Genomic DNA, 23682 nt, shown 5'->3' with positions numbered 1-23682 from the left:
AGGTGCCCGATGAAGCTGAAACTCGGCGAGCCGTTCGCTTCGCTGTGGGCCGGTCGCGACCCGTTCCAGGCGGTCGAGCAATTGCAAGGGCAGGTCTACCGGGAGCTCGAGGCACGGCGCACGCTGCGTACCGAGGTCGAGGGGCGTGGCTATTTCGTCAAGATCCACCGTGGCGTCGGCTGGGGAGAAATCATCAAGAATCTGGTCACCGCCAAGGCTCCGGTGCTGGGCGCGGGGCAAGAGTGGCGCGCGCTCGATCGGCTGCACCAGGCCGGGGTGCCGACCATGACTGCGGTGGCTTACGGCGAGCGAGGCAGCAATCCGGCAGCGCAGCATTCGTTCATCGTCACCGAAGAGCTGGCGCCTACCATCAGTCTCGAAGACTTCTGCCGCGACTGGCCTCAGCAGCCTCCGCCTGCTCGGCTGAAATGGGCGCTGATCGACGAGGTGGCGCGGATGACCGGGACCATGCACCGGGCCGGCGTCAACCACCGCGACTGCTACATCTGTCATTTCCTCCTGCATACCGATACGCCGGTTACGGCGGATGCCGTCAGGTTGTCGCTGATCGATCTGCACCGAGCCCAGACGCGAGCCGCAACGCCCCGGCGCTGGCGCGACAAGGACCTTGCTGGCCTCTATTTTTCTGCGATGGACATCGGTCTGACCGGCCGTGATCGCTTGCGCTTTCTGCGACGCTACTTCCAGAGGCCATTGCGCGAGATTCTGCGCGACGAGGCGCCGCTGCTTACGCGTCTGGCCCGCAAGGGCGCACAGCTGCAGGCGCGCTATGCGCGCAAATATGCACCGGGTCCCGGACAATGAGCCAATGGCAGGTTGCCGCTGATGCCTCGTCCGCGGCCGCTTCGGCGTTCCGTTCGCTCGAGGCGGTATTCACCCTCGAAGGCGAACGCATCGCCAGTGATCCATTGTCCGAAGTGATCCGCGTGACCGTCGACGAGCGACGCTATTACGTCAAGCGCTACCACGCGGCCGGTAAGGGCCTGCGTCGCTTTGTCGGTAGGCCGCGGGTCAAAGCGGAATGGCAGAACCTACGCTATTTCGAGTGTCTGGGCATTCCGGTGGCTCCAATGGTCGCCTGGGGTCTGGAGCGCCGCCATGGCCTTTTCGCCCGCGGCGCGCTGGTGACGCTGGAAGTGGAGAACACCACCGATATGGCGGCCATGGCGAAGGCCGGCGACCCTCGGTTATCCAATCGGGCCTGGGTCGATCACATCAGCCGCCAGCTGGCCCAGGCGACCCGCGCCCTGCACGAGCACCGGTTCGCCCACAACGACCTCAAGTGGCGGAATTTGCTGGTGAACGAAGCGGATCAGCTGTTTCTCATCGACTGTCCCACCGGCGACTTCTGGTGGGGGCCATTCCTGAGACACCGCGTCGTCAAGGACCTCGCCTGCCTGGACAAGGTGGCCAAGTATCGGCTGTCGCGCACCCAGCGCCTTCGCTTCTATCTTCAGTATCGGCAGCAGTCCCGCCTGATGCCGGCGGATCGCCCGATGATCCGGCAGATACTCACGTTCTTCGAGGGCCGCGAATGAAGGATTTTTTCGCCGACGACGACTACGACGTTCTGCAGCGCAATGGCATGGTCGACTTCGATTCTCTATGGGCGCTCGAACTGCCCGCCGTGGATGAGCTCAACCGCGGGCGAGGTGGTTGGAGCGGGGTCTATCGGCTCGAGGTCGAAGGCCGGGCCTACTACCTCAAGCGTCAGTCCAATCACCTTGCACGATCGCTGTTCAGCCCGTTTGGCGAGCCGACTTTCGCTCGCGAGTTTCGCAACATCCTCCTGTACCAGCGTCGGGGTATTCCCGCGTTGCAGGCGGCGTTTTTCGGGCAGCGCCGGCAGAAGGGTGAGATTCGGGCGATCCTGCTGACTCGTGCGCTGGACGGCTGGCGCGACCTGGGTGATTGGCTGTCGGGCTGGCGGGATCTGGAGCACGTCACCCGCGAGTCCATAGTCGAAGCGTGCGGGCGGCTTGCCCAACGGCTGCACGAGGCCGGCCAGAAGCATGGTTGCCTGTACCCCAAGCACATCTTTCTGCGCCGGGAAAACGATGGCTTCGACGCCTGTCTGATCGATCTGGAAAAGACCCGGCCGCTACTTTTCGGTCGCGGCGACCGGCTGCGCGATATCGAGACGCTGGTGCGCCGCGCGCGCGGCTGGCGTGAAGGTGACGTACGCGGTCTGCTCGCGGCCTATCTGGGGCTCGGTGCCGATGACGCTGCGCTCGATTCCTGGCTGGGGCGAATGTCGGCGCGCAGTCTGAACAAAGGAGCCAGGGCGTGAGGCTCGCCGAACTGCGTCATGCTGGCCGTTCACCGGCCTTGCCGCTGACGCTCTCGCTCGATGGCGAGTCCCTCGAACTGACGCAGTGGCTGCGGGTGCTGCCTGGCCAGCGTTACGTCGCCCGGGCCCGCTGGCAGGGACGAACGGTGCTCGCCAAGCTGTTCGTCGGCAACAAGGCCGAGCGGCATCTCGGGCGCGAACGTGATGGTGTTCAATGGCTCTCGCAGCAGGGCCTGCCCACGCCCGAACTGCTCGCCAGTGGCGCCGTGTCTGGAAAGGGTGGCTGGCTGCTGTTCGTCTATCTCGAAGATGCACTAAGCCTCGGCGAAGCCTGGCGTGCCGTCGAGCGACAAGCACCGCTGTCCGATGCACAACAGGCGATCCTCGGCGAGGCTCTGCAGTCGATAGCGGCACTGCACGCCAGGGGGCTGTGGCAGAGCGACCTGCATCTGGACAACCTGCTCAAGCAGGACGGCCAGCTGTGGCTGATCGATGGGGGAGGCATTCAGGCATCGGTGCCTGGCGAGCCGCTCGATCGTGCCCGCGTGCTGGAGAACCTAGGAGTGTTCTTCGCGCAGCTGCCGGCCACGCTCGAGCCTCATCTGGAAGAGCTGCTGGTGCATTACCTGCTGGCCAACGGCACGCACGCCTTGCCGCTGGAAAGTCTGCTCAAGGAGATTGCCCGCGTCAGGCGATGGCGGCTGAAGGACTTCCTCGGCAAGCTTGGACGTGACTGCACGCTGTTCAGCGTGCAGCGCAGTGCGAGCGAGCTGCGTGCGGTCTGCCGCGATGAGGTCCCCGCGCTGAGTGCCTTGCTGGACGATCCCGACGCGGCGATTGCCAACGGGCGCTCCCTCAAGCAGGGCGGTAGTGCCACCGTTGCGCTGGTCGAGCGTGAGGGGCGTCTGCTGGTGATCAAACGCTACAACCTCAAGAGCGTCGGACACTGGCTGCGTCGCTGCTGGCGCCCGACCCGTGCCTGGCATAGCTGGATGGAAGGGCATCGGCTCAATTTCGTCGGTATCGCCACTCCCAGGCCGCTGGCCATGCTCGAGCACCGGCGTCTGGGGTTGCGTGGGAGAAGCTACCTGGTTACCGAATACCTTGGCGGGCAGGATATAATCGAGGTTTTCGAGCCCTATCTCGACGGCGGACTGCCTGAGCACATGCTGCAAGCCGTTTGCGCATTGTTCGCAAGCTTCATCCGAGAGCGGATCAGCCATGGCGACCTCAAGGGCACCAACATGCTCTGGCGGGACGGGCAACTCTGGCTGATCGACCTCGATGCGGTGCGCCAGCATCCGGACTTGAACAGCACCAGTCCCGCCTTTGCCAAGGATCGGGCGCGCTTCCTGCGCAACTGGCCTGCGGAGTCCAACTTGCATCGGCTCCTCGACGAGCGGTTGCCGAAGGCGAACTCTGTGGACCCGGCGCGTCCGTGACATCAACACCAATCGCTGCTTCATGGTTGAAGCGGCAGAGTTAAGAGGCTTACCTGTGGCATTGACGATTCTCGGCCTTTCCGGCGCCCTCAGTCATGATCCTTCCGCAGCGCTGTACATCGACGGAAAGTTGATCGCGGCTGCCGAAGAAGAGCGCTTCGTGCGCGATAAGCACGCGAAGAACCGCATGCCTTACGAGTCCGCCAAGTTCTGTCTGGAGCAGACCGGTATCAAGCCGTCGGACGTTGACGTCGTCGCCATTCCGTTTGCACCGATCAGCATTTTCGAAAAGGCCCGCTGGCATTATGCCAAGCGCTACTGGTACGCGCCGGATCGGGCGTTGGATGCCATTCTTCTCGGAAATCGCCGCTATTACCGCTACAAGAAGCGCATTCAGTGGTGCCTGCAGCAGCTGGGATTCGATCTGAAGAAGGTGAAGATCGAGCCGGTCGAGCATCACCTTGCCCACGCGTCCAGTGCCTACCACTGCTCCGGCTTCAAGGAAAAAACCGCCATTCTCGGCATCGACGGCAAGGGCGAATACGCCACGACCTTCTTTGGCTACGGCGAGAACGGCCGTATCCACAAGATCAAGGAATTCTACGACCCTGACTCGTTGGGCGGCTTGTACGGTGCCATTACCGAGTTTCTCGGTTTCGAGATGCTCGACGGCGAATTCAAGGTCATGGGCATGGCGCCCTACGGTGATGCGAGCAAATACGACTTTTCGCGTCTGGCCACGTTCGAGAACGGCGAACTGACCATCAACACCGACTACGTCAACGTCATCGGTTTCCGCCGCTACAAGGAAAAGGGCAAGGGCTACTACTTCTCGCCCAAGCTGATCGAGTGGCTGGGGCCCAAGCGTGAAGGCGACATCGCCGACGATCCCTACATCCACTACGCCGCCAGCATGCAGGCCCTGTTCGAGAAGCTTGCCCTGGAGATGATGGATTACTACCTGGGCGACATCATTCGCGAGACCGGCAAGATCGCGTTCGCCGGTGGCTGCGCGCTCAACGTCAAGTTGAACCAGAAGATCATTGCGCGCCCGGACGTGAAGGAGTTGTTCGTACAGCCCGCCTCCGGCGACGCCGGAACCGCCGTGGGCGCGGCGGCATACATTTCGCACCAGCGCGGTGTGCCGGTGGAGAAGATGGAGCACGTCTACCTCGGCCCGTCCTACAGCAACGAAGACATAATCGCGGCCTGTGCCCGCCACCCGAGCCAGCCGCGCTGGCAGAAAATCGATGACATGCCGCAGCGCATCGCCCGGATCATGGTCGAGGGCAATCCCGTGGCCTGGTTCCAGGGGCGCATGGAGTTCGGGCCGCGCGCGCTGGGCGGGCGCTCGATCATCGGTTGCCCGAGCGTGCCGGGTGTGGCCGATCGCATCAACGAGCAGATCAAATTCCGCGAGCGCTGGAGGCCCTTCTGCCCGTCGATGCTGGATACCGTGGCGCCGCAGATGCTCAAGGTCGATCATCCTTCGCCGTTCATGACCTTTACCTTCGAGGTCAATGAGGAGTGGAAAGCGCGGGTCGGAGAAGTGGTGCATGAAGACGGCACATCCCGCGCCCAGGTATTGGAGCGCCGCCACAACCCGCGCTGGTACGACCTGATGGTCGAGCTGGAAAAGCTGACCGGCAACGGTGTTTCCCTGAACACGTCGCTTAACCGCCGTGGCGAGCCGATGATCTGCTCGCCGACGGACGCGCTGAACATGTTTTATGGATCGGATCTGGAGTATCTGATCATGGAAGACATTCTGGTAGTCAAGGACGGCAAGGAACTGGCATGAGCGCTGAGCGGCACGTTCTCCAGTTTTGCCATGGTTATGACGGCCCCTTTCTCGATTGCGCCCGTCAGTATGCGGCGCTGTTCGAGGGTAGCGAATACAGGGTCACGACCGTTTACCTGACTGGCGCGCCTGACGCCGAGGTCGAACAGGGCTCTGCCTCGAACGAGGTGATCTTCCTCGGTTACGACAGCAAAGCGGTGCGGGGGCTGAAGCTCGCGGCGATACGCGATATCCGTCGGATCGCCGCGTCCCGCGATTTCGTACTCTGCATCGCTCATCGCTCCAAACCGGCCTACGTGGCGCTGCTCGGCACTCGATTGCCAGTGATCAACGTGCATCACGCCTTCGGCGACTACGCACGCCGCTCGCGGCAGTTGTTCGCCAACCTGTTTCGCCGGCGCCTCTGGTTGCTGGGCGTCTCCGATGCCGTGCGCGACGATATCCGTCGTTGCCTGCCAGGTTGGCCTTCCGAGCGAATCGAAACCCTCTACAACCGTATCGATATCGAGGTGGTGCAGAGCCAGCAAGTCGGGCGGAATGCTGCACGCGAAGCGATGGGGCTGCCCGCCGGCTCCTGGGTTGTCGGCAATGTCGGACGCCTGCATCCGGACAAGGACCAGGCGACGCTGATTCGCGGTTTCGCACGCGCCTTGCCGCATCTGCCCGAAGAAAGCCTGCTGGTCGTTCTCGGGACTGGCCGTCTGGAAGGTCAGCTCAAGCAGCTTGCGGTAGCCGAGGGTATCGCCGAGCGGGTTCTGTTCCTGGGCCAGGTACCTTGGGCGCGCCGCTATTTCAAGGCGTTCGACGTTTTCGCGCTGACCTCGGATCATGAGCCGTTCGGCATGGTGCTGCTAGAGGCGATGGCGGCCGGTGTGCCGGTGATCTGCAGTGATTGTGGCGGCGGGCGTGAGGTGGTAGGCGATGCGGGAGCCCTTTTCCCATTTGGTGATGCCGCGGCGCTGGCTCAAAGGCTGATCGAAGCCGCTGCCGGAATGCCACCTGCGCAAGCCGGAATCGTCGCCAGTCGGCTTGAGCTTTTTTTCTCCGATCGCTCCGCTCGGCACCGATTCGCTGCTTTGATGGCGAAAGGGTTCGGTTACAACTCGGTGCGCGGCAGCAAAGTATGACTCTCTATTTTCTTCACGAGCCCCGTGGCGCTCTTGCACCTGCTAAACAACTTAAGGCCGGATACCCCGTATGGCGATGACTAAGCAGCTGCTGTACTTCCTGTATGGAGGTCATCCAACTTATATACGGGAGGCCAAGTTCAGCATTCTGACGGCGCTGGAACACTTGGGCGACGACGGAATCGTGATCCGGGTGATGACCGACCGTCCTGAGGATTTCGACGGTTGGCCGGTCATCACCGAGGCGCTTTCAGCAGAGCAGCTGTCGAGCTGGGCTGGCGAACATGGCTACACGCATCGCAAGAAGGCGTGCGCCATGGCCGCTGGGCTAGCATTCGCCGACAAGACCCTTTTCGTCGACTCGGATACGTTTTTCAAGTCAGATCCGAAGCCTCTGTTCGATCAGATTGGTAACGGTAGCTATCTGATGGACACTCTTGAATGGGAGTGGCGCGCAACAGCCGGCTTCAAGGAGTTCGTCGGGCTGCGAGCCGCATTATCCGCTCAAGGGGCCATGCCGCCAGATGATATGCGGATGTACAACAGCGGCATCTGTGGTCTTACGAGTGACGACGGGCCTCTGTTCCAGCAGTCGATCGGTCTCATCGATCAGTGGCATGAGTTCTGTGCGGAAATCCCGATCATCGAACAGGTGGCTCTGTCGTTTGCGCTACACGGCAAGACCGTGCACGAGGCGAACCATTGCATCCATCATTACTTCGGTAGCAAGCGTTACTTTCATGCCATGCTCGCCCTGTTCTTTTCCCGTCATGGCGAGGCTTACCACTCGTCACTCGTGGGCCTCAGTCGAGAGGTTCCGCGCAGCAAGCCCTGTCCGAAACCCTGGTGGCGCCTGTGGGCCAAATGGCGCCTCAAACCGTTTCCCAAGGCTGGGAGAAAGCAGGGGCGGTCGATCTTCTATGGTTGCCTGCTGCCTGACGATGCGTATTCCCAGATATGCCGAACGGCTTGGTGGGAGGGTGCTCTACAGGACATGGATGGCGGCTCGTTCGAGCAGTCTTTCAAGTCGGGGGTCTGGCCGAGCAATCTGCCCAGGCCTCCGAGCAAAGCTGATGAGCAGGCCGCGCTTGATTATTTTCACCAGCGCCTTGCCTCGGTCGATCAGACGACGAATACGCCGACCTGATATCACGCCGGCGACCATATGGCGCACCCGCAGTACAGTTTGTTTAGGATCTGTCAGTGAAGTACGTAGTTCTTGTCGTTATCTACAACCAGCGTTTGGCCGAAGGCGCGACGCTGCGGAGCCTGGAACGTAGTTTTCCGGAGGCGCTCAGGGAGCAAAGCTCTCTGGTTGTATGGAACAACGGTCCGAGTCTCCTTGAAGCTTCCGAGATCGAAGCCTTTCGTAGTGCTTCACGCTGGAAGTTCATCAAGATCGAAAATCGAACGGACAATCTTCCTTTGAGCATGGTGTACAACCGGATCGTGCAGATGGACGCCGAGCGATTCGTCTTTTTCGATCACGACACCGAGGTCGGTGAATCTTATTGGCAGGCTTTGGAAAACCATCCTTCGCTCGATGTGATCGCCCCTCGCATATGGGGGCAGCAGGTCTGTCATTACCCCAAACAACATAAACGGGTCGTCTCCACCGAGCAGCCTTTGGATGCCGAGGGCCTGATCACCATAACGTCCGGTATGGCGCTGTCTCGTCGCTTGCTGATGGAATTGGCCGCGGAAGAGGGCGAGGCGTTCGATGAGCGCTTTGCATTGTATGGCGTCGACGTCTCGCTCTTCGTACGAATTCAGCGGCTAGCGCGCAAGCTACCAATTGCGGCGGGTTGTTATGGCGACCTCCAGCACTCCCTGTCGGAACTGGAGCAAGAGAGCGAGCAGGTCAGTGCCTTTCGCGATCTGGAAAAGTTCTATGTCGCCATCCTGTTACGTCTGCATTACAAGGGCATCTCCAAGCCCAAGGTATTGCGCTACATGGTGCGACAGCTATTGGGCAAACGTCATCGCCTGATCCGCTATGCGCCCTCGTTGCTGCATTGCCTAGTACATGGGAAACATCCAAGGACGCTTGGAGAATGGACGGTGGTTGGACGCTCGATGAAGCGCAACTGACTAAGAGGAAATGGCATGGGATGGTTGTCGCGGTACAAGAAAAAGCAGGTCAAGCAGCGTATCGAGAAGGATCTGTCCCGCTTTGAGCAAGGCCCCGCCTTGTTCCGATTTCGTTACCCTGATTACGAAATCGGCGAAGGAAGCTACGGGGTGCCAGACGTTCGCGATTTCGGCGACGGCTCAACGCTCCGCATCGGAAGCTATACCTCGATCGCTGCGGATGTTCGAATCCTTTTGGGTGGTAACCATCGCATCGATTGGCTGAGTACGTTTCCCTTTCCTGCCATGTTCGAAGAGGTTTCGAATATTGATTATAACGGTACCCGTGGAGACGTGGTCGTCGGCAGTGATGTCTGGTTGTGCACCGGATGCATTGTGCTTTCTGGTGTAACCATCGGCCATGGCGCCGTCGTTGCGGCTGGTGCGATCGTTACCCGTGATGTCGAGCCTTACAGCGTTGTGGCTGGCAATCCGGCTCGCCATCTGCGGTGGAGGTTCGATGCCGAGCACCGCGACGCTTTGCTGGCATCGCAGTGGTGGAGTTGGCCTGAGCGGGAGATTCGATCCGTGGCAAAGCTACTCTGTTCAAACGATATAACTGCGTTTATGGAATACGTCGCTCGCCGCACTCATTGAGCAGTTCTCCTTCGCCCACAAGGTGCGCGGCGGGGATCGGTGCGCCGATAATTTCAGGGTAGCGAAAGGTTTCGCTTCCTAGGAGATAGTCACCCAGTGCGGCTGATGAGGTAGGGTTGTCGAGCAGGTCTATCAGTTCTTCCGCCGTTTGGAATTCCGGTATTTCGGGCGTTCGAAAGCTGTTTGTGCTCGCTAGAAAGATTGCGCAGGGCACTTGGACAATCAGTGTTTCGAAAAGGCTGGTCGTGTTGAACCCCACTGCGGCGGTAAAGCGTTGTGCGCTCAGGGTATCGGCCAGGTAGCTGTCTTCGTCCAGCGTGGCCTGGCGCGGCAGGACGTCGAGCAATCGCTTGGACTCCCTCATGAAGGGGTGCATGCGTACCGTTATTCTGTAGTCTTCGGGAAGCTCGGATAAAAGTTCGAGCAGTTCCACGCACCCTTGTTCGTCTTTTGGGCCGGGAAGCAGGCAGAGGAGGTGCGGACGAACACTTGCTTCGGCTGCGACGGCCGGTGTTGGGCGAGCCGTTCCATGTTTTAGGTAACCTGCTGTCAGCATCTCGAATTCCATGTCGATGCCTTGCCTGTGGTGAAATGCCGAAATCTGTTCGCGGCAGAACTCGCTCCAGATCAACAGGTACTGTGCAGTTACGTTTTCGTAGTTGATCACGGCGAGCGGCGGTTTTTGGCCGTGGTCATAATAAAAGCCATGTTGAAGCGAGAAGGTAGCGACGCCGTGCGCTCTGCAAGCCGTTGTCAGAAAGCATTCCGGCGCGTTCGAGCTGTTGTAGGCGACTAGTCGAGTTATTTTCTTCGTCAGCCCTTTTTCGTCGATCGCTTTGAAGTGTTTGATCGCGTAGCTCGCGGCACAGAAGACGAAAAAGCGGTTTATTGGGGTTTCCCTGCTGCGCCAGGCTATTCGAGCGGCAAACCATAACGCAGAGATATCTAGCTTCTTGTACGTGTCCTCCGACAGGTTGGGGATGCGCACGAAGTGGAACCTTTGTTCTTGGTATTCGGATATTCGCTGGATATCTTCGGCGCTTCTCCTGTGGTCATCTCTCTCGACTGTCCAGGTGAAAACGTTGCCAACAAGATCTGCCGCCATGGTGTATCTGGGTGTCGAGAGCAGTAGCTTGCGGGCTCGCTTCAGTTTTTTCCGGTTTGTTCGTTTGTCATAAAGAATGTTGGCCAATATCGCTGCGATGGGCTTGGAAAGCTCATAAATTCCATAGCGCTCGCCCTGTAACCGCTTTTTGATTCTTGCATATACGTCGTACATCGGATTGTCGTTTGCCTGGAACGCTTTATACGGGCGGAAAGAATATTACGTCAGGGCACTATGCGTCTCGATAGACTTGGCCCGCTGTGTCGGGTGTCGGGGCAACGGGTTGGTCGCAGAGGGGTGGCCTAACGACGCCTTCAGTCGTTATCCTGTCGCCTTTTTTTGCGGCGTTGCCGCGTAGTTTGAGGCTTGTATGCGAGATTCTGTACTGAAGGTTTTCATTGGCTACGATCCGGTCGAGAGCGTGGCTTGGCATGTGATGGCGCATTCCATTCTTTCCCGCAGCTCCATTCCGGTAGCGCTGATTCCTGTGAATTTGAAGAACCTGACCGGAATCTACGACCGGCCGCGGGATGCGAAACAATCGAACGAATTCTCCTTTACACGGTTTCTGACGCCTTATCTGAGTGATTACACCGGCTACGCCGTCTTCTTTGACTGCGACATGATGCTGCGTACCGATATCGCGGAAATTCTGCAGGCTGTGGAACGTGATCCGGGCAAGGCGGTGTATGTGGTCAAACACGACTATGAACCGCGGGACGGTGTGAAGTACCTCAACACCGTCCAATACAAATACCCTCGAAAGAACTGGTCCTCGGTGGTGCTTTGGGACTGCGCGCATCCATCCAACCGTGTCGTGACCGATACCTACGTGGGCGATGCCTCGGCCATGCAACTGCATCGCTTCCAGTGGCTCGACGATAGCGAAATCGGTGAGCTGGATGTTCGCTGGAACTGGCTGGTGGGTGAATACTTGGAGCCTCCGGCCGATGTTCGCAACGTGCATTGGACCGTAGGCGGGCCGTATTTCGAGGAGTATTGCAACGCTGACTTCGCCGAGGAGTGGTTTGCCGAGCATGCGAAGATGACCTTCTGCCAGCAGCGACCCAAGTAAGCGGCGCCGCGCCACGGATATTGCTCGGTCAATAGGTGGCGCGCTTGCATTGTGAGCCTTTGCGTCTGCCTGGCGGTGGGTGCGCGCCGCGTCTATCCAGGCGAGATGCTACAATCCGCCTCATATCTTTTGAGCTGCCCGTTCTATGTCCGAGTCTTCCAGTGACCGCTTGTCTAGCCTGAAACTGTACATCCGGCTGCTTTCGTATGTGCGCCGCTACTGGTTCATGTTCGCCGTGAGTATGGTGGGCTACGTGATCTTTGCCTCAACGCAACCCATGATGGCAGGGCTGCTGAAATATTTTGTCGACGGCCTGGCACAGCCCGAACAGAGCGTGACCCAATTGCCAGTGCTTGGAGAGATGCAGCTCCTCTATGGTGTGCCGCTGGCGCTGCTTCTCATCACTATATGGCAGGGGATCGGTTCGTTTCTCGGTGGTTATTACCTGGCGCGCGTATCGCTGGGACTGGTGCAGGACCTGCGCCTTGCGTTGTTCGACAGCCTGCTCAGACTGCCCAACCGGTACTTCGACAACCATGCCTCGGGGCATCTGATCTCGAGGATCACTTTCAACGTCACTATGGTAACGGGCGCCGCAACCGACGCGCTCAAGGTCATCGTGCGCGAAGGCCTTACGGTGCTCGCACTGTTCGGTTATCTACTGTGGATGAACTGGAAGCTTACGCTGGTGATGGTGGCAGTGTTGCCGGTTATCTCTCTGATGGTTAATGCGGCGAGTCGGCGTTTCCGCAGCCAGAGCCGCAAGATTCAAGGTGCCATGGGAGAACTCACTCACGTGGCATCGGAAACCATTCAGGGCTATCGCGTGGTTCGCAGCTTCGGCGGGGAGAACTATGAGAGCAAGCGATTCTACGAGGCCAGCGACGACAACTCCCGCAAGCAGCTGAAAATGATCCGCACCTCCGCGGTGTACACCCCGATGCTGCAACTGGTCACCTATAGCGCCATGGCGCTGCTGATGTTTCTCGTGCTCTTCTTGCGCGGTGATGCAACGGTGGGTGACCTGGTCGCGTACATCACTGCGGCTGGGCTGCTGCCCAAGCCGATCCGCCAGCTTTCGGAGGTCAGCTCGACCATCCAGAAAGGTCTCGCCGGTGCAGAAAGCATCTTCGAGCAGCTGGATGAGGAGCCCGAAATCGACCACGGTACCGAGGTGCGCGAACGTGCTCAGGGGCGTCTGGAGGTTCGCAATCTGAATTTCACCTACCCTGGCACCGAAAAAATGATCCTCAAGGGAATCAATTTTACGGTCGAGCCGGGGCAACTGGTCGCCCTGGTCGGGCGCTCGGGGAGCGGCAAGTCGACACTGGCCAATCTCATCCCCCGTTTCTATCAGCATCAGGAAGGAGAAATCCTGCTGGATGGGCTGGACATCGAGCGCTATACGCTAGCCAATCTGCGCAAGCACATTGCTTTAGTGACGCAGCAGGTCACGCTGTTCAATGCAACGGTAGCCGGCAACATCGCCTATGGCGATCTTGCCTCCGCACCGCCGAGCGCTATCCGCAAGGCCGCAGAGGATGCCTATGCGGCGGAATTCATAGACAACCTTCCTCAGGGCTTCGAAACGCTGGTCGGAGAGAACGGCGTGCTGCTATCCGGCGGACAGCGCCAGCGCCTAGCAATCGCCAGGGCATTGTTGAAAGACGCTCCGGTGCTGATCCTCGACGAAGCGACTTCGGCCCTCGATACCGAGTCTGAGCGCCATATTCAGGCCGCCCTTGATGTAGCGATGAAAGGCCGCACTACCCTGGTAATCGCTCATAGGCTGTCGACTATCGAAAAGGCCGACCTCATTCTGGTGATGGATCAGGGTACGATCGTCGAGCGGGGTACTCATTCCGAGCTGTTGGCGCAGGGTGGGTACTACGCAAGACTTCACTCGCGTCAGTTCGCTGATGAGAAGCCCGAAGAGACGAGCGATGCTCTAAGTTGAGTGTCTTGCTTTCACGTGCTTACTTATGCCGCCGCACCGCTTCTAGGCTCGGCCTTGGCCACCCAAATGGTCTACGAACGTAAATGCTTAAACTTCTGTTCTTGGTTCAGAGCGAGCAGCGTGCAATTCTGGACCGGCTTTATCAGGCGATTGGTGATAATTCGATTTGCGACATTCGCTGGCTCGATAAGAAGCAGCAATCGAACCTGCGTCTTTACTTCGAGCAGCACGTCGACGTTTCGCGTTACGACCGTATTGTTTTTTTCCTGCGCTTCAAGCAGGAGCTTCGCCAGGCTGGCTTCATTCGCAACATTCCTAATCTTGTAATCCTTGAGCACGATGCCTACCAGAACTACATCCCTTGCAAGTACAAGGGGAAGTTCAGCAGGCACTATCGCCGCTTGCCCGGCGCGCGGATTCTGGTATCCAGCGCAGTCGTCGCACGGCGATTGCAAGAAGAAGGATTCGACGCAGTCTTCGTGCCAAAAGGGTACGACCAGACGTTACTGAGAAACCTGGATGGTCCCCGCGATATTGAACTCGGCTTTCTGGGCAGCACCAAGAGCCAGGCTTACGCAGGGCGCAGGCTGCTGCTGGATGAGTTGGCGAAAGCGGAGAAGCTTGTTGTCGCCCGGACCACCTCGGGTGCCGAATATCTGGAGACCCTCAATCGCATCCGCTTCTTCGTCAGCGCGGACGTGGGGATGGGCGAATACATGATCAAGAACTTCGAGGCCATGGCCTGTGGTTGCGTCCTGCTGGCGTTCGACCAGGGCGCCGAGGAGAATCGTGCACTCGGGTTCGTCGACATGGAAAACATCGTGCTCTACAAGACGGTGTCCGAGTTGAGAGCGAAGCTGTCGATATTGCGGGCCGATCCGGGGCTGGCCGATCGGATCGCTTTCAGCGGGCAACGCCTCGCCGAGAGTCGCTACAGTTTCGAGCGGATTGGCGCGGCAGCGGTGGACGCCATGAAGCCGCCGTTGCGGGCCGTGCCGCCGCCCAATTGGCTTGATAAACTCCGCTACCGCTTTGGATGGTGAGCATGCCCGCGCCGCGCCTTGTATTTCTCATTCCTTATTTCGGGCAATGGCCATTCTGGATGCCATTCTTCCTGAAAAGCGTGGAAGGCAATCCGGACATTCAGTGGATATTCTTCTCTGATTGCGGAGTTCCCGATGGTCTGCCGACCAACGTCGCCCTGAGGCCAATGAGCTTCGAGCGTTACTGTGACCTGGTGTCGCAACGGCTGGGAATCGAGTTTCGCCCATCCAATCCCTACAAACTGTGCGATATCAAGCCGGCGCTTGGCTACATCCACGCTGACGAGCTCGACGGCTACGATTTCTGGGGCTTTAGCGACATCGACCTGGTGTACGGCAATCTGAGAGCCTATTTCTCGCCGCAGCGTCTGGCCCGCTTCGACCTGCTCTCGACCCATGATCGGCGCGTTTCCGGTCATCTCTGCCTGCTACGCAACACGCCGAAGATGCGGGAAGCCTTCAAGCAGGTGCCAGGATGGCGGCAGAAATTCAGCGTCGATGAGCACAACGCTTTTGACGAGGGAGCGTTCAGTCGTTTGTTCATCCGCCACAAGAACTGGCCAGAGCCGATGAGGCTCCTGGCAGACAGATTCAACCCGTGGCGTCGCAACAGTGAGTTCGCCGAGGCCTTCACAACGCCCAATGCGCGGATCGTTTGGCATGACGGTAAGGCTTGTTTCCCCTCGCGTTGGATCTGGCGCGACGGCGAATTGACCAATGATCTCGACGGCGCTCGTCCGTTTCCCTACTTCCATTTCATCACTTGGAAGTCGAAGGTTTGGCCCAATCTTGCGCCGGAAAGCCTGGTGCCCCAGGCCGATCTGGCGCACGCCTCGGCCTGGAGCGTGACATCCGAAGGGTTTCGCTCTGTAAACGGTTGACGACAATTCGCACGCGGACCTGGCTTTGGAGGCCGAATTGAAAGCGTTAGTGTCATTTTTTTCGGCAGATCGGCGTTCCGCATACTTCACCGTGGCGCTAGTGCTTTTTATAGGCAGCTACCTTGTCCTGCCGACGGCCAAGATGGTCAACAACGTGTATTACGCGGTTCTGGCGCTACCGTCCTTGGGTGTACTGCTTTACTACCGGGGGGCGGGGGTCAAGGCGTCTTCCGATCTTCTGCTCTGGGCGTTGCTGCTGGCATGGTTCGCCGTGGTAGGCATCTGGTCGGGTGATGCCCAGCATTACAAGCATCTTCTCTATGTCGCGCTTTTTGTTCTCACGGTCAGTCGTCTGATTGACCCTCAGCCGTTTCGGCACCCGCTGTTCGCCAGAGCGCTGTACTGGATTCTCGTCGGCTACGTATCGGGTTCCGCGCTGTTCTATTGGGAGACCGGCCATTACGCGCTGGGCGAGCGGGTGCTCTGGCTGCCTTCGAGAATGACCGGACCGATCTACACGAGCATGTGGATTGCCTGCTGTTTTGCTCTGGCGCTGCCTGGCTGGCTTCGTTCGCGCCAGTTCGCCGAGCTGGCGTTCGCGCTGCTGGTGGCGCTGTTCTGCATGGGATATGTCTTGCAAAGCCGCTCCGGATTGGTGGCCTTGGCCGCGCTCGTACTACTGGCTTCGATCTATCTCTCGTTTCGCCGCCTGCGCGATTCGCTCTGGCTGGCGGGCAGCCTGGTGATAGTGGGCAGTTTCGCGCTCTGGGCAGGTCTGACATATCCCGAGGTGGGCAGCTTATTCGAACGCGCCGACGCGGGTCGGCTCCAGCTATGGAGCATCATGCTGCACGAGTGGTACGCGTGCGGTCTTTGGATGGGTTGCGGACTTGAGCATCGAACCGACCAGTTGCTGCTCAACGGCGAGGCCATCAACCATCCGCACAGTATCTTCCTTTCGCTCGGCGTATTCGGTGGTGCCGTGGCGCTCGTCATCTTCGTGGCATTGATGACCGTAGTGCTGAGACGTGCTTGGCTAAGCCGGGATCCCTGGGGGCTATACCTTGCGACGGCTTTGATTGGCTTGAATTTCGATGGGACCAAGCTGATCGGCAACCCCGACGAGCTTTGGCTGTTGGTCATTCTTCCTGCTTGTCTGATCAGCCATCCGCGCCTTTCTGCTTCGCACTCAGGCTAGGCTGCCGCTGTACCTATAAGCCAGCCGGCAGACTGATGGCCTGGCCACGTTCACAGGCGGTCCAAAGCGCCCCAGGCTCGAGCGGCAGTTGTTCCTTGCGCGCATATTTCTCGAAGTGCTCGCGGTTGCGCCTGATCAGCGCTTTCGACAGAGGCTTGCGACGCAGGCGCATATCGGCCACATCGATCAGTCCGTACTCGCCATTGGCGGTGATCACGATGTTGCCCGCGTGCAACGACCGGAAATAAACGCCCCTTGCATGCAGCTGGTTTATGAATCTCGCCAGCGAGGGAAGGATGTCTCGCCATTGCTCAGGGGAGTGTCTGAGTCTGTCGCTCAGGGTGTCTCCGAGTAACGGCTGATAGCGGACGGCCGTACGGCGTGCATCGTCGAGGCGATAGCATGCAAGTGGTGTGACTGTCGGAATCCCAAGAGCAGAAAGCCCCACGGCGTTGTCGTAAAAGCGTTGTGAACTCGGGCGAAGCAAGGTTGAGGAAAACATACGCTTGCGGCGAAAAATCTTGAGAATCTCGCCATTGTTCAGTGCGTAGACTTTCGGTCCGAAGCTGTCCTTCTCCAAAATGCGAGCGCCCGCAAGCATCTGCTGCAGTTCTGCGTCGGCAAGTTTGCGGTGTATGTTCAAAGCGGGGGCCATCATTGCCTGAAAAGCGCACATGATGCCGCAGAGGCGTACTCGAATGCCATGCGGCTTACCAGCGCTTGTTTCCAATCGAGGTGATGGCATTGAATCTGCCTGCGAAGAGGCATTTGTACGGCATGTTATTATTATCGCTTCCGCCCGCCCGAGAGTTCCCATGAAATTATCCCTGCCCCGTTTCGATCGCGCGCCCGTTCTGGTGGTGGGCGATGTCATGCTCGACCGCTACTGGCATGGCGGTACGTCGCGGATTTCTCCGGAAGCGCCGGTGCCGGTGGTGCGGGTCGATCAGATTGAGGATCGGCCGGGCGGCGCGGCCAACGTCGCGCTGAATATCGCGGCGCTTGGCGCGCCAGCTTCTCTGGTTGGCGTGACGGGCGTCGACGAAGCGGGGCAGAGCCTGTCCGATAGCCTGGCTGCGGCGGGGGTCCAGGCGCACTTTCAACAGATCGAGAGCCAGCCGACCATCGTCAAGCTGCGCGTTATGAGTCGTCACCAGCAGCTGCTGCGGATGGACTTCGAAGAGCCCTTCGATACCGACCCCGCACAGCTGTTTGCCTCGACCGACGCGCTGCTTTCTGGGGTCAAGGTGCTGGTGTTGTCGGATTACGGCAAGGGCGCGCTGAAGAATCATCAGGCCCTCATCCAGGCTGCGCGGGCGAAAGGCATCCCGGTGTTGGCCGATCCTAAGGGCAAGAATTTCGAGGTCTATCGCGGCGCCACGCTGATCACGCCGAACCTGGCGGAGTTCGAGGCGGTGGTGGGTCCCTGTGTCGACGAGGCGGATCTTGTTGCGAAGGGCTTAGCGCTGATCGAGGATCTGGATATGCAGGCGCTGCTGGTCACGCGCGGTGAGCATGGCATGACCTTGCTGCGTCCCGGTTGTCCCGAGCTGCACCTGCCGGCGCGTGCCCGTGAAGTCTTCGATGTGACCGGTGCGGGCGATACGGTGATCTCTACCCTGGCGGCGAGCCTCGCGGCGGGCGAGCAACTGCCTCAGGCGGTGGCGCTGGCCAACCTGGCGGCGGGAATCGTGGTCGGCAAGCTCGGGACCGCCTGCATTAGCGCGCCGGAGTTGCGCCGCGCGGTGCAGCGCGAGGAGGGCTCAGAGCGGGGCGTGATGACGCTCGAGCAGTTGCTGACAGTGATCGAGGATGCGCGCGCTCAGGGCGAGAAGATCGTCTTCACCAACGGCTGCTTCGACATCCTGCACGCCGGCCATGTGACTTATCTTGAGCAGGCGCGCGCGCAGGGCGATCGGCTGGTGGTGGCGGTCAACGACGACGGCTCGGTCAGCCGTCTGAAAGGCCCAGGGCGGCCGATCAACTCGGTCGATCGGCGCATGGCCGTGCTGGCCGGGCTCGGTGCGGTGGACTGGGTGGTCTGTTTCCCCGAAGACACGCCGGAAAACCTGCTGGCGCAGGTCAAGCCCGATGTGCTGGTCAAGGGTGGCGACTATGGGGTCGACCAAGTGGTCGGTGCCGATCTGGTCAAGGCCTATGGCGGTACGGTGAAGGTGCTCGGGCTGGTCGAGAACAGCTCCACGACCGCCATCGTCGAGAAGATCCGCAGCCGTTGACGTATCGTGGCTGCGTCAGCTGGCGTTCTGCCGGGGGCGCGTCGGCACCGGAGGCTGGATGTTCTGCTGGCTGATCCAGTCCTTCCAGCGGGTGCGTTCCTCGCGCACGATCCAGCCAGTCTGCGGCGCGAAACTTTCCGAAAGGCAAACGCCACGGGTACTGACGGGCGTCAGCATGCCTTTGCGTAACGTCAGCAGCTCCGCCGTCGGGCGGCCTTCGTGCAACGGGATCAGGTAGAGGTCGGGCTTGCTGCGCTCCAGTCGAGCGACCAGCTTGTCGTCCTCGATGCGCTCGTCGACATGAAACAGGCTCAGCTGCTTGCAATCCTTGGGCAAGTCCAGGCGCATGTCGTAGACCAGTTGCAGCGAGGCGGTGGGCAGGTGCACGTAGGCCCGGGGCCGCTCCATCAGCGTCATGCTTCCGCATTGCACGGGGCGCGCCGAACCAGATAGCGAGCCCAGGCTGAAATTGGCCGATTCTCGGTAGCGCAGCGCATTGGCGTAGGGCGTTGGCAGCCAGGTATCACCAAAGCGGCCAGCGAGCCAGCCGTCACTGGTTTCGAGCAGGCATTCCTCGGCAATCTCCTGGATGGCGGTAAGCAGCGGCAGGTTGAGTTCGTGGGCCGGAACGTAGCCGGAAATCAGCTTGAGGACGACGTCGCCGCGATCTAGGCGTTGCTGGCGCACCAGGACCCAGTACTCGCGCCCCTGCCACTCGAGGGTCAGGCGTACCGAAACGCCCAGATTGGCCAGCTGGACGGAGAAACGCTCCGGATCTTCGACGTCGATCGGGCGGCGGCGCTCGAGCATCTGGCTGAAGTTGAGCGGCGTGCCCAGGCTCTGGTAGCGCAGGCCTTCAGGGCTGGCCTCGACGCTCAGGGGCAGGGTCTTGAAGGAAGCGGGGTTCTTTCGGATGAGGACTCGCGGCATCTCGGGCTCCTTCTCGCGTCGGGCGTGGCCGCTCGGGCGGCTCAGGATTGTTGGTTTAATACGGCCGCAACGCTGGCGACGTTATCCGACAGATGTTGCAGGTTGATGGTTCCGACGATTGCGCTGGCGACACCGGGCTCGCCGAACAGCAGCTCGAAGCTGCGCCTCACCGGGTCTTCGCCGTCGGCAAGGCACGCGTGGCCGCTGGCCAGGGCCTTTTTCACCAGGATGCCTTTGCCGTGTGCGGCGGCGTAATCGATCACCGCTTTCTCCTCGCGCGCTTGCAGGTTGTAGGTGACCATCGCGCAGTCTCCTTCGCGCAGGGCGAGCAGGCCACCCTCGACGGTCTTGCCGGAAAAGCCGAACGCCAGCAGCTTGCCCTCGCGCTTGAGTTCGGCGAGCGTCTGGTAGACGTCCGATTGTTCGAGGATCGCCAGGTCGTTGCCGTCGGAATGAACCAGTACCAAGTCGATCCGGTCGGTTTTCAGGCGCCTGAGGCTGCGCTCCACCGAATAGCGGGTGTGGGCGGCGGAAAAGTCGAAGCGCGACTGGCCGTTCTCGAATTCCTCTCCGACCTTGCTCACCAGCACCCAGTCGTTCCGCTGCCCCTGCAGTAGCGGTCCGAGACGCTCCTCACTGGTGCCGTATGCCGGCGCGGTGTCGATCAGGTTGATGCCCAGCTCGCGGGCGCAGGCCAGCAGGCGGAGAGCCTGCTCGTCGTCGGGGATGGTGAATCCGTTCGGGTACTTGACGCCCTGGTCGCGGCCGAGCTTCACGGTGCCCAGGCCCAGCGGCGATACGCGAAGGCCGGTGCTGCCCAGCGGGCGATGCAGGTCATGCAGCGTCTTCACGGTAGCAGCTCCTCCCAGAACGGCTTGGCCATCGGTGGGCGTGGCAGGGCGGGAAGCGGCTCATGGGGCGTGGGCTGAATCCCGTCGCGGGTCAGCACCGCTTCGACGCGGTCGGAAAAGTCTGGTGCCAGGGCAAGCTTGGTCGGCCAGCCGACCAGCAGGCGGCCCTGTTCGGCGAGGAAGGCGTTGTCCGGCCTGACCTGGTTCGATTGCGCCGGCTCGGCGCGCTCGACCCGCAACGTCGCCCACTGCGCATCGCTGAGGTCGATCCAGGGCACCAGGTCCGCCAGCTCGCGCCTGGCGGCTTCGATCTGCGCTTCGGGGGAGCGCGCCACGCCGTCCGCCTCGGCAAGGTCGCCGCCCAGGTACCAGACCCAGCGGCCATCGCTTGCCGGATGGCTGGTCACCGTGACGCGTGGCTTGGTGCCGCCCCCCAGGCAATGGGCGTACAGCGGCTTGAGGTTGACCGACTTGACGATGACCATGTGCAGCGGTCGCCGCTGCATGGCGGGTTGGTCCAGCCCCAGCGAGGCGAGCAGTTCGGCATTGCCGGCGCCGGCGTTGAGTACGATGCGTTGGGCCCGTATCGCGACGCCGTCGACGATCAGTCCGACGAGCTCGCCGCTCTCGCGCAGGGGTTCGATCTGCGTCGCGGCCATCAGGCTGTCTCCGGCCAGCTGGGCCAGGCGCGCGATCAGGCTGGGTACGTCGAGTACCAGCTCGCTCAGGCGATACACCTTGCCCTTGAAGCGGGCATTCTGCAGCGCAGGGGGCAGCGCGTTGCCCTTGACCTGCTCGACGCGCGAGCGCACCGCTTTGCTGGCGAAGAAGCTGGTGAGGTTGCCGGCCAGCGTGCCGGGCGACCACAGGTAATGTGCATCCGACAGCAGGCGTACGCCCGCCAGATCGAGTTCGCCGGCACCGCCGATCGCTTCGCGCCAGCGGCGTGGCATGTCGGCGATGGCCTCGGAGGCGCCGGTCAGCGCGCCGTGCAGTGCATACTTGGTGCCGCCGTGGATGATGCCCTGGGATTTGATGCTCTGTCCGCCACCCAGCGCGCCGCGCTCCAGCAGTACCGTCGAATAGCCCTGTTGGCGCAGGCGCGCATTGAGCCATAAACCGGCGACGCCGCCGCCGACGATCAGTACGTCTGTGCTCAGGGATGTGGACATGTCCGGCCTCGCGTTGAAAACAGGCAGTATAACCCGCGCCGTTCAGGCGGGTTTCGGCAGGCGCTGCCAGGTCAGTGTCCAGTGCTGCTGGAAAACAGCTGTATCACCACCACGCCCGCGATGATCAGCACCATTCCCAGCACTGCCGGCAGATCGAGCTTCTGCGCGTAGAGGACCGAGGCGGCGACGCTCACCAGAACGATGCCCAGGCCCGCCCAGATCGCATAGGCGATACCCACGGGGATGCTCTTGACGACCAGGCTCAGCATCCAGAACGAGGTGCCATAGCCGAATACGACCAGCGCCAGTGGCAACGGCTTGTTGAACCCGTCGAGCGCTTTCATCGAGGTGGTGGCGATCACTTCTGCGACGATGGCGAAGGCGAGGTAGAGGTAGGCGGGCATGGGCAGTCCTTGAGCGAGGGGCGGGCGGTTACGCTTCGAGAGTGACAGGCAACGCTAGCATTGATCGCCCGCCCGGCGCATGGCTGGCCGCGCCCCGCATCGGTACGCTCCGCGTCACCGCCGGCTTTTGCTAAGCTGCGCGGCCATGAACAGACCCCTCTATACGCTGCTTTTTCATCTCGCCCTGCCGCTGATCGCGCTGCGCCTGCTGTGGCGTGCCTGGCGGGCTCCGGCATATGCACGCCGAGTCGGCGAGCGCTTCGCCGTTGGCCCGCCACCCCTGCGCCAGGGCGGCATCTGGGTGCATGCGGTCTCGGTGGGCGAAAGCATTGCCGCCGCCCCGATGATCCGCGAGCTGATGGCGCGGTATCCGCAAATGCCGATCACCATCACCTGTATGACCCCCACCGGTTCCGAGCGCATCCAGGCGCTGTTCGGCGACAGCGTCCAGCATTGCTATCTGCCCTATGACCTGCCCTGGGCTGCGGCGCGCTTTCTCGATCGCCTGCGCCCGCAGCTGGCGGTGGTGATGGAAACCGAGCTGTGGCCCAACCACATCCATCAGTGTGCCCGGCGCGGTATCCCGGTGGTTCTGGCCAACGCGCGGTTGTCCGAGCGTTCGGCCCGCGGTTATGGGCGGCTCGGCGGGCTCGTCGCGCCGATGCTGGCCGAACTGGCCTGCATCGCCGTGCAGACCGAGGCCGAGGCCGAGCGCTTCCGGGCGCTGGGCGCGCGCGCGGAAGCGGTGCAGGTGACCGGGTCGATCAAGTACGACCTGGCCATCGATCCCCAGCTCCCTGAGCGCGCCACCCATCAGCGGCAGGCATGGCAGGGGCGGCCGGTGTGGATCGCGGCCAGTACCCATCGTGGCGAAGACGAGGTCGTCCTCTCGGCTCACCGCCAGCTCCTGGCGGATCGTCCCGACGCGCTGCTGATTCTGGTGCCGCGTCATCCCGAGCGGTTCGGCGACGTGCACGCGCTGGCGCGCAGGCAAGGGTTCGCCACGGTCAGGCGATCGCTCGACGAGCCGGTCGACGCCGATACCCAGGTTCTGCTCGGCGATACCATGGGTGAACTGCTCTATCTCTATGCGCTGGCGGATCTTGCCTTCGTCGGCGGCAGCCTAGTGCCCAACGGTGGGCACAACCTGCTCGAGCCGGCAGCGCTGGGCAAACCGGTGCTAAGCGGCCCGCACCTATTCAATTTCGAGGAGATCGCCGCGCGGCTGCGCGAAGGCGGTGCGCTGGTGCAGGTCGACGACGCCGAAGGGCTCCATGCGCACCTGCTGCGCCTATGGGCAGATGACGCGGCGGCGGCACGGATGCGCGAGGCCGGGCTCTCGGTGGTCAAGGCCAATCAGGGAGCGTTGCGGCGTTTGCTGGAAACTCTCGGTGCGGCCCTGGCGCGCGCCTGAACCTGTA

The 23682-nt window shown here is 61.1% G+C and carries 22 protein-coding genes; 16 read left to right on the top strand and 6 right to left on the bottom strand.

Annotated elements, in window-relative coordinates; all coding sequences use genetic code 11:
• Positions 1-9: 9 nt before the first annotated feature.
• From rfaP to G7026_RS09310, 9 genes are all read left to right on the top strand, one after another.
• Complete coding sequence (gene rfaP / locus G7026_RS09350) at positions 10-825, top strand: lipopolysaccharide core heptose(I) kinase RfaP (protein WP_181070499.1); 816 nt, start codon at positions 10-12, stop codon at positions 823-825.
• Positions 822-1559 (top strand): lipopolysaccharide kinase InaA family protein, encoded by a 738-nt coding sequence (locus tag G7026_RS09345; RefSeq protein ID WP_181070498.1) that lies wholly within the window; start codon positions 822-824, stop codon positions 1557-1559. The genes rfaP and G7026_RS09345 overlap by 4 nt, the downstream gene beginning before the upstream one ends.
• Positions 1556-2311, top strand: a complete 756-nt coding sequence (locus tag G7026_RS09340) for a lipopolysaccharide kinase InaA family protein (protein ID WP_181070497.1) — start codon at positions 1556-1558, stop codon at positions 2309-2311. The genes G7026_RS09345 and G7026_RS09340 overlap by 4 nt, the downstream gene beginning before the upstream one ends.
• Positions 2308-3753 carry a lipopolysaccharide kinase InaA family protein gene (locus tag G7026_RS09335; RefSeq protein WP_181070496.1) on the top strand — a complete coding sequence of 482 codons (1446 nt, stop codon included), beginning with the start codon at positions 2308-2310 and terminating at the stop codon, positions 3751-3753. The genes G7026_RS09340 and G7026_RS09335 overlap by 4 nt, the downstream gene beginning before the upstream one ends.
• A gap of 55 nt (positions 3754-3808) precedes the next feature.
• Positions 3809-5554 carry a carbamoyltransferase family protein gene (locus G7026_RS09330; protein WP_181070495.1) on the top strand — a complete coding sequence of 582 codons (1746 nt, stop codon included), beginning with the start codon at positions 3809-3811 and terminating at the stop codon, positions 5552-5554.
• Complete coding sequence (locus tag G7026_RS09325) at positions 5551-6681, top strand: glycosyltransferase (RefSeq protein ID WP_181070494.1); 1131 nt, start codon at positions 5551-5553, stop codon at positions 6679-6681. Before G7026_RS09330 ends, G7026_RS09325 begins: the two co-directional genes overlap by 4 nt.
• Positions 6682-6751: 70 nt before the next feature.
• Complete coding sequence (locus tag G7026_RS09320; RefSeq protein ID WP_181070493.1) at positions 6752-7828, top strand: hypothetical protein; 1077 nt, start codon at positions 6752-6754, stop codon at positions 7826-7828.
• Positions 7829-7884: 56 nt separating this feature from the next.
• Positions 7885-8772 carry a hypothetical protein gene (locus G7026_RS09315; protein WP_181070492.1) on the top strand — a complete coding sequence of 296 codons (888 nt, stop codon included), beginning with the start codon at positions 7885-7887 and terminating at the stop codon, positions 8770-8772.
• A 15-nt stretch (positions 8773-8787) separates the two neighbouring features.
• Entirely contained in the window at positions 8788-9408 is a 621-nt protein-coding gene (locus tag G7026_RS09310; protein WP_181070491.1) for a CatB-related O-acetyltransferase, read from the top strand.
• Here G7026_RS09310 and G7026_RS09305 read toward each other — a convergent pair.
• Complete coding sequence (locus G7026_RS09305) at positions 9377-10687, bottom strand: hypothetical protein (RefSeq protein WP_181070490.1); 1311 nt, start codon at positions 10685-10687, stop codon at positions 9377-9379. The genes G7026_RS09310 and G7026_RS09305 overlap by 32 nt on opposite strands.
• Positions 10688-10883: 196 nt before the next feature.
• On the opposite strand from G7026_RS09305, the gene G7026_RS09300 reads away from it, so the two are divergent.
• From G7026_RS09300 to G7026_RS09280, 5 genes are all read left to right on the top strand, one after another.
• Positions 10884-11588 (top strand): glycosyltransferase, encoded by a 705-nt coding sequence (locus G7026_RS09300; RefSeq protein ID WP_181070789.1) that lies wholly within the window; start codon positions 10884-10886, stop codon positions 11586-11588.
• A 145-nt stretch (positions 11589-11733) separates the two neighbouring features.
• Complete coding sequence (msbA, locus tag G7026_RS09295) at positions 11734-13545, top strand: lipid A export permease/ATP-binding protein MsbA (RefSeq protein ID WP_181070489.1); 1812 nt, start codon at positions 11734-11736, stop codon at positions 13543-13545.
• 83 nt (positions 13546-13628) lie between these two features.
• Positions 13629-14588 carry a glycosyltransferase family protein gene (locus tag G7026_RS09290; RefSeq protein WP_181070488.1) on the top strand — a complete coding sequence of 320 codons (960 nt, stop codon included), beginning with the start codon at positions 13629-13631 and terminating at the stop codon, positions 14586-14588.
• Positions 14585-15469, top strand: a complete 885-nt coding sequence (locus G7026_RS09285; protein WP_375138196.1) for a DUF6625 family protein — start codon at positions 14585-14587, stop codon at positions 15467-15469. Before G7026_RS09290 ends, G7026_RS09285 begins: the two co-directional genes overlap by 4 nt.
• A 37-nt stretch (positions 15470-15506) precedes the next feature.
• A complete protein-coding gene (locus G7026_RS09280) occupies positions 15507-16667 on the top strand; it encodes an O-antigen ligase family protein (protein WP_258190220.1) in 1161 nt (386 codons plus the stop codon).
• A gap of 13 nt (positions 16668-16680) precedes the next feature.
• On the opposite strand, the gene G7026_RS09275 is transcribed toward G7026_RS09280, so the two are convergent.
• Positions 16681-17268 carry a toluene tolerance protein gene (locus G7026_RS09275; RefSeq protein ID WP_181070775.1) on the bottom strand — a complete coding sequence of 196 codons (588 nt, stop codon included), beginning with the start codon at positions 17266-17268 and terminating at the stop codon, positions 16681-16683.
• A gap of 214 nt (positions 17269-17482) precedes the next feature.
• On the opposite strand from G7026_RS09275, the gene hldE reads away from it, so the two are divergent.
• Positions 17483-18904, top strand: a complete 1422-nt coding sequence (gene hldE, locus G7026_RS09270) for a bifunctional D-glycero-beta-D-manno-heptose-7-phosphate kinase/D-glycero-beta-D-manno-heptose 1-phosphate adenylyltransferase HldE (protein ID WP_181070486.1) — start codon at positions 17483-17485, stop codon at positions 18902-18904.
• A 15-nt stretch (positions 18905-18919) separates the two neighbouring features.
• Here hldE and G7026_RS09265 read toward each other — a convergent pair whose 3' ends face one another.
• The 4 genes from G7026_RS09265 to G7026_RS09250 all read right to left on the bottom strand — a co-directional run bounded on the left by G7026_RS09265 (position 18920) and on the right by G7026_RS09250 (position 22261).
• On the bottom strand, positions 18920-19834 hold the full coding sequence (locus tag G7026_RS09265) for a metal ABC transporter ATPase (RefSeq protein WP_181070485.1): 915 nt from the start codon (positions 19832-19834) through the stop codon (positions 18920-18922).
• A 41-nt stretch (positions 19835-19875) separates the two neighbouring features.
• Positions 19876-20685 (bottom strand): aldo/keto reductase, encoded by an 810-nt coding sequence (locus tag G7026_RS09260; RefSeq protein ID WP_181070484.1) that lies wholly within the window; start codon positions 20683-20685, stop codon positions 19876-19878.
• Complete coding sequence (locus tag G7026_RS09255) at positions 20682-21857, bottom strand: NAD(P)/FAD-dependent oxidoreductase (protein WP_181070483.1); 1176 nt, start codon at positions 21855-21857, stop codon at positions 20682-20684. The genes G7026_RS09260 and G7026_RS09255 overlap by 4 nt, the downstream gene beginning before the upstream one ends.
• A gap of 71 nt (positions 21858-21928) precedes the next feature.
• Positions 21929-22261, bottom strand: a complete 333-nt coding sequence (locus G7026_RS09250) for a DMT family transporter (RefSeq protein WP_181070482.1) — start codon at positions 22259-22261, stop codon at positions 21929-21931.
• Between the two features lie 145 nt (positions 22262-22406).
• On the opposite strand from G7026_RS09250, the gene waaA reads away from it, so the two are divergent.
• Positions 22407-23675, top strand: coding sequence for a lipid IV(A) 3-deoxy-D-manno-octulosonic acid transferase (waaA, locus tag G7026_RS09245; RefSeq protein WP_181070481.1), 1269 nt, complete (start codon positions 22407-22409; stop codon positions 23673-23675).
• Positions 23676-23682: the final 7 nt, after the last annotated feature.

Source organism: Stutzerimonas azotifigens, from assembly GCF_013522725.1.
GTDB lineage: Bacteria > Pseudomonadota > Gammaproteobacteria > Pseudomonadales > Pseudomonadaceae > Stutzerimonas > Stutzerimonas azotifigens_A.
The sequence above is the reverse complement of the archived record's forward strand: the minus strand, read 5'-3'. Positions and strand labels throughout refer to the sequence as shown.

Bases quoted from the DNA above. Each gene is read 5' to 3' on its own strand.
- waaA (WP_181070481.1), top strand. From the start codon at position 22,407: ATGAACAGACCCCTCTATACGCTGCTTTTTCATCTCGCCCTGCCGCTG.
- G7026_RS09300 (WP_181070789.1), top strand. From the start codon at position 10,884: ATGCGAGATTCTGTACTGAAGGTTTTCATTGGCTACGATCCGGTCGAG.
- G7026_RS09265 (WP_181070485.1), bottom strand. From the start codon at position 19,834: ATGCCGCGAGTCCTCATCCGAAAGAACCCCGCTTCCTTCAAGACCCTG.
- rfaP (WP_181070499.1), top strand. From the start codon at position 10: ATGAAGCTGAAACTCGGCGAGCCGTTCGCTTCGCTGTGGGCCGGTCGC.
- G7026_RS09320 (WP_181070493.1), top strand. From the start codon at position 6,752: ATGGCGATGACTAAGCAGCTGCTGTACTTCCTGTATGGAGGTCATCCA.
- G7026_RS09340 (WP_181070497.1), top strand. From the start codon at position 1,556: ATGAAGGATTTTTTCGCCGACGACGACTACGACGTTCTGCAGCGCAAT.
- G7026_RS09250 (WP_181070482.1), bottom strand. From the start codon at position 22,261: ATGCCCGCCTACCTCTACCTCGCCTTCGCCATCGTCGCAGAAGTGATC.
- G7026_RS09290 (WP_181070488.1), top strand. From the start codon at position 13,629: ATGCTTAAACTTCTGTTCTTGGTTCAGAGCGAGCAGCGTGCAATTCTG.
- G7026_RS09255 (WP_181070483.1), bottom strand. From the start codon at position 21,857: ATGTCCACATCCCTGAGCACAGACGTACTGATCGTCGGCGGCGGCGTC.
- G7026_RS09310 (WP_181070491.1), top strand. From the start codon at position 8,788: ATGGGATGGTTGTCGCGGTACAAGAAAAAGCAGGTCAAGCAGCGTATC.
- msbA (WP_181070489.1), top strand. From the start codon at position 11,734: ATGTCCGAGTCTTCCAGTGACCGCTTGTCTAGCCTGAAACTGTACATC.
- hldE (WP_181070486.1), top strand. From the start codon at position 17,483: ATGAAATTATCCCTGCCCCGTTTCGATCGCGCGCCCGTTCTGGTGGTG.
- G7026_RS09325 (WP_181070494.1), top strand. From the start codon at position 5,551: ATGAGCGCTGAGCGGCACGTTCTCCAGTTTTGCCATGGTTATGACGGC.
- G7026_RS09275 (WP_181070775.1), bottom strand. From the start codon at position 17,268: ATGCTTGCGGGCGCTCGCATTTTGGAGAAGGACAGCTTCGGACCGAAA.
- G7026_RS09305 (WP_181070490.1), bottom strand. From the start codon at position 10,687: ATGTACGACGTATATGCAAGAATCAAAAAGCGGTTACAGGGCGAGCGC.
- G7026_RS09345 (WP_181070498.1), top strand. From the start codon at position 822: ATGAGCCAATGGCAGGTTGCCGCTGATGCCTCGTCCGCGGCCGCTTCG.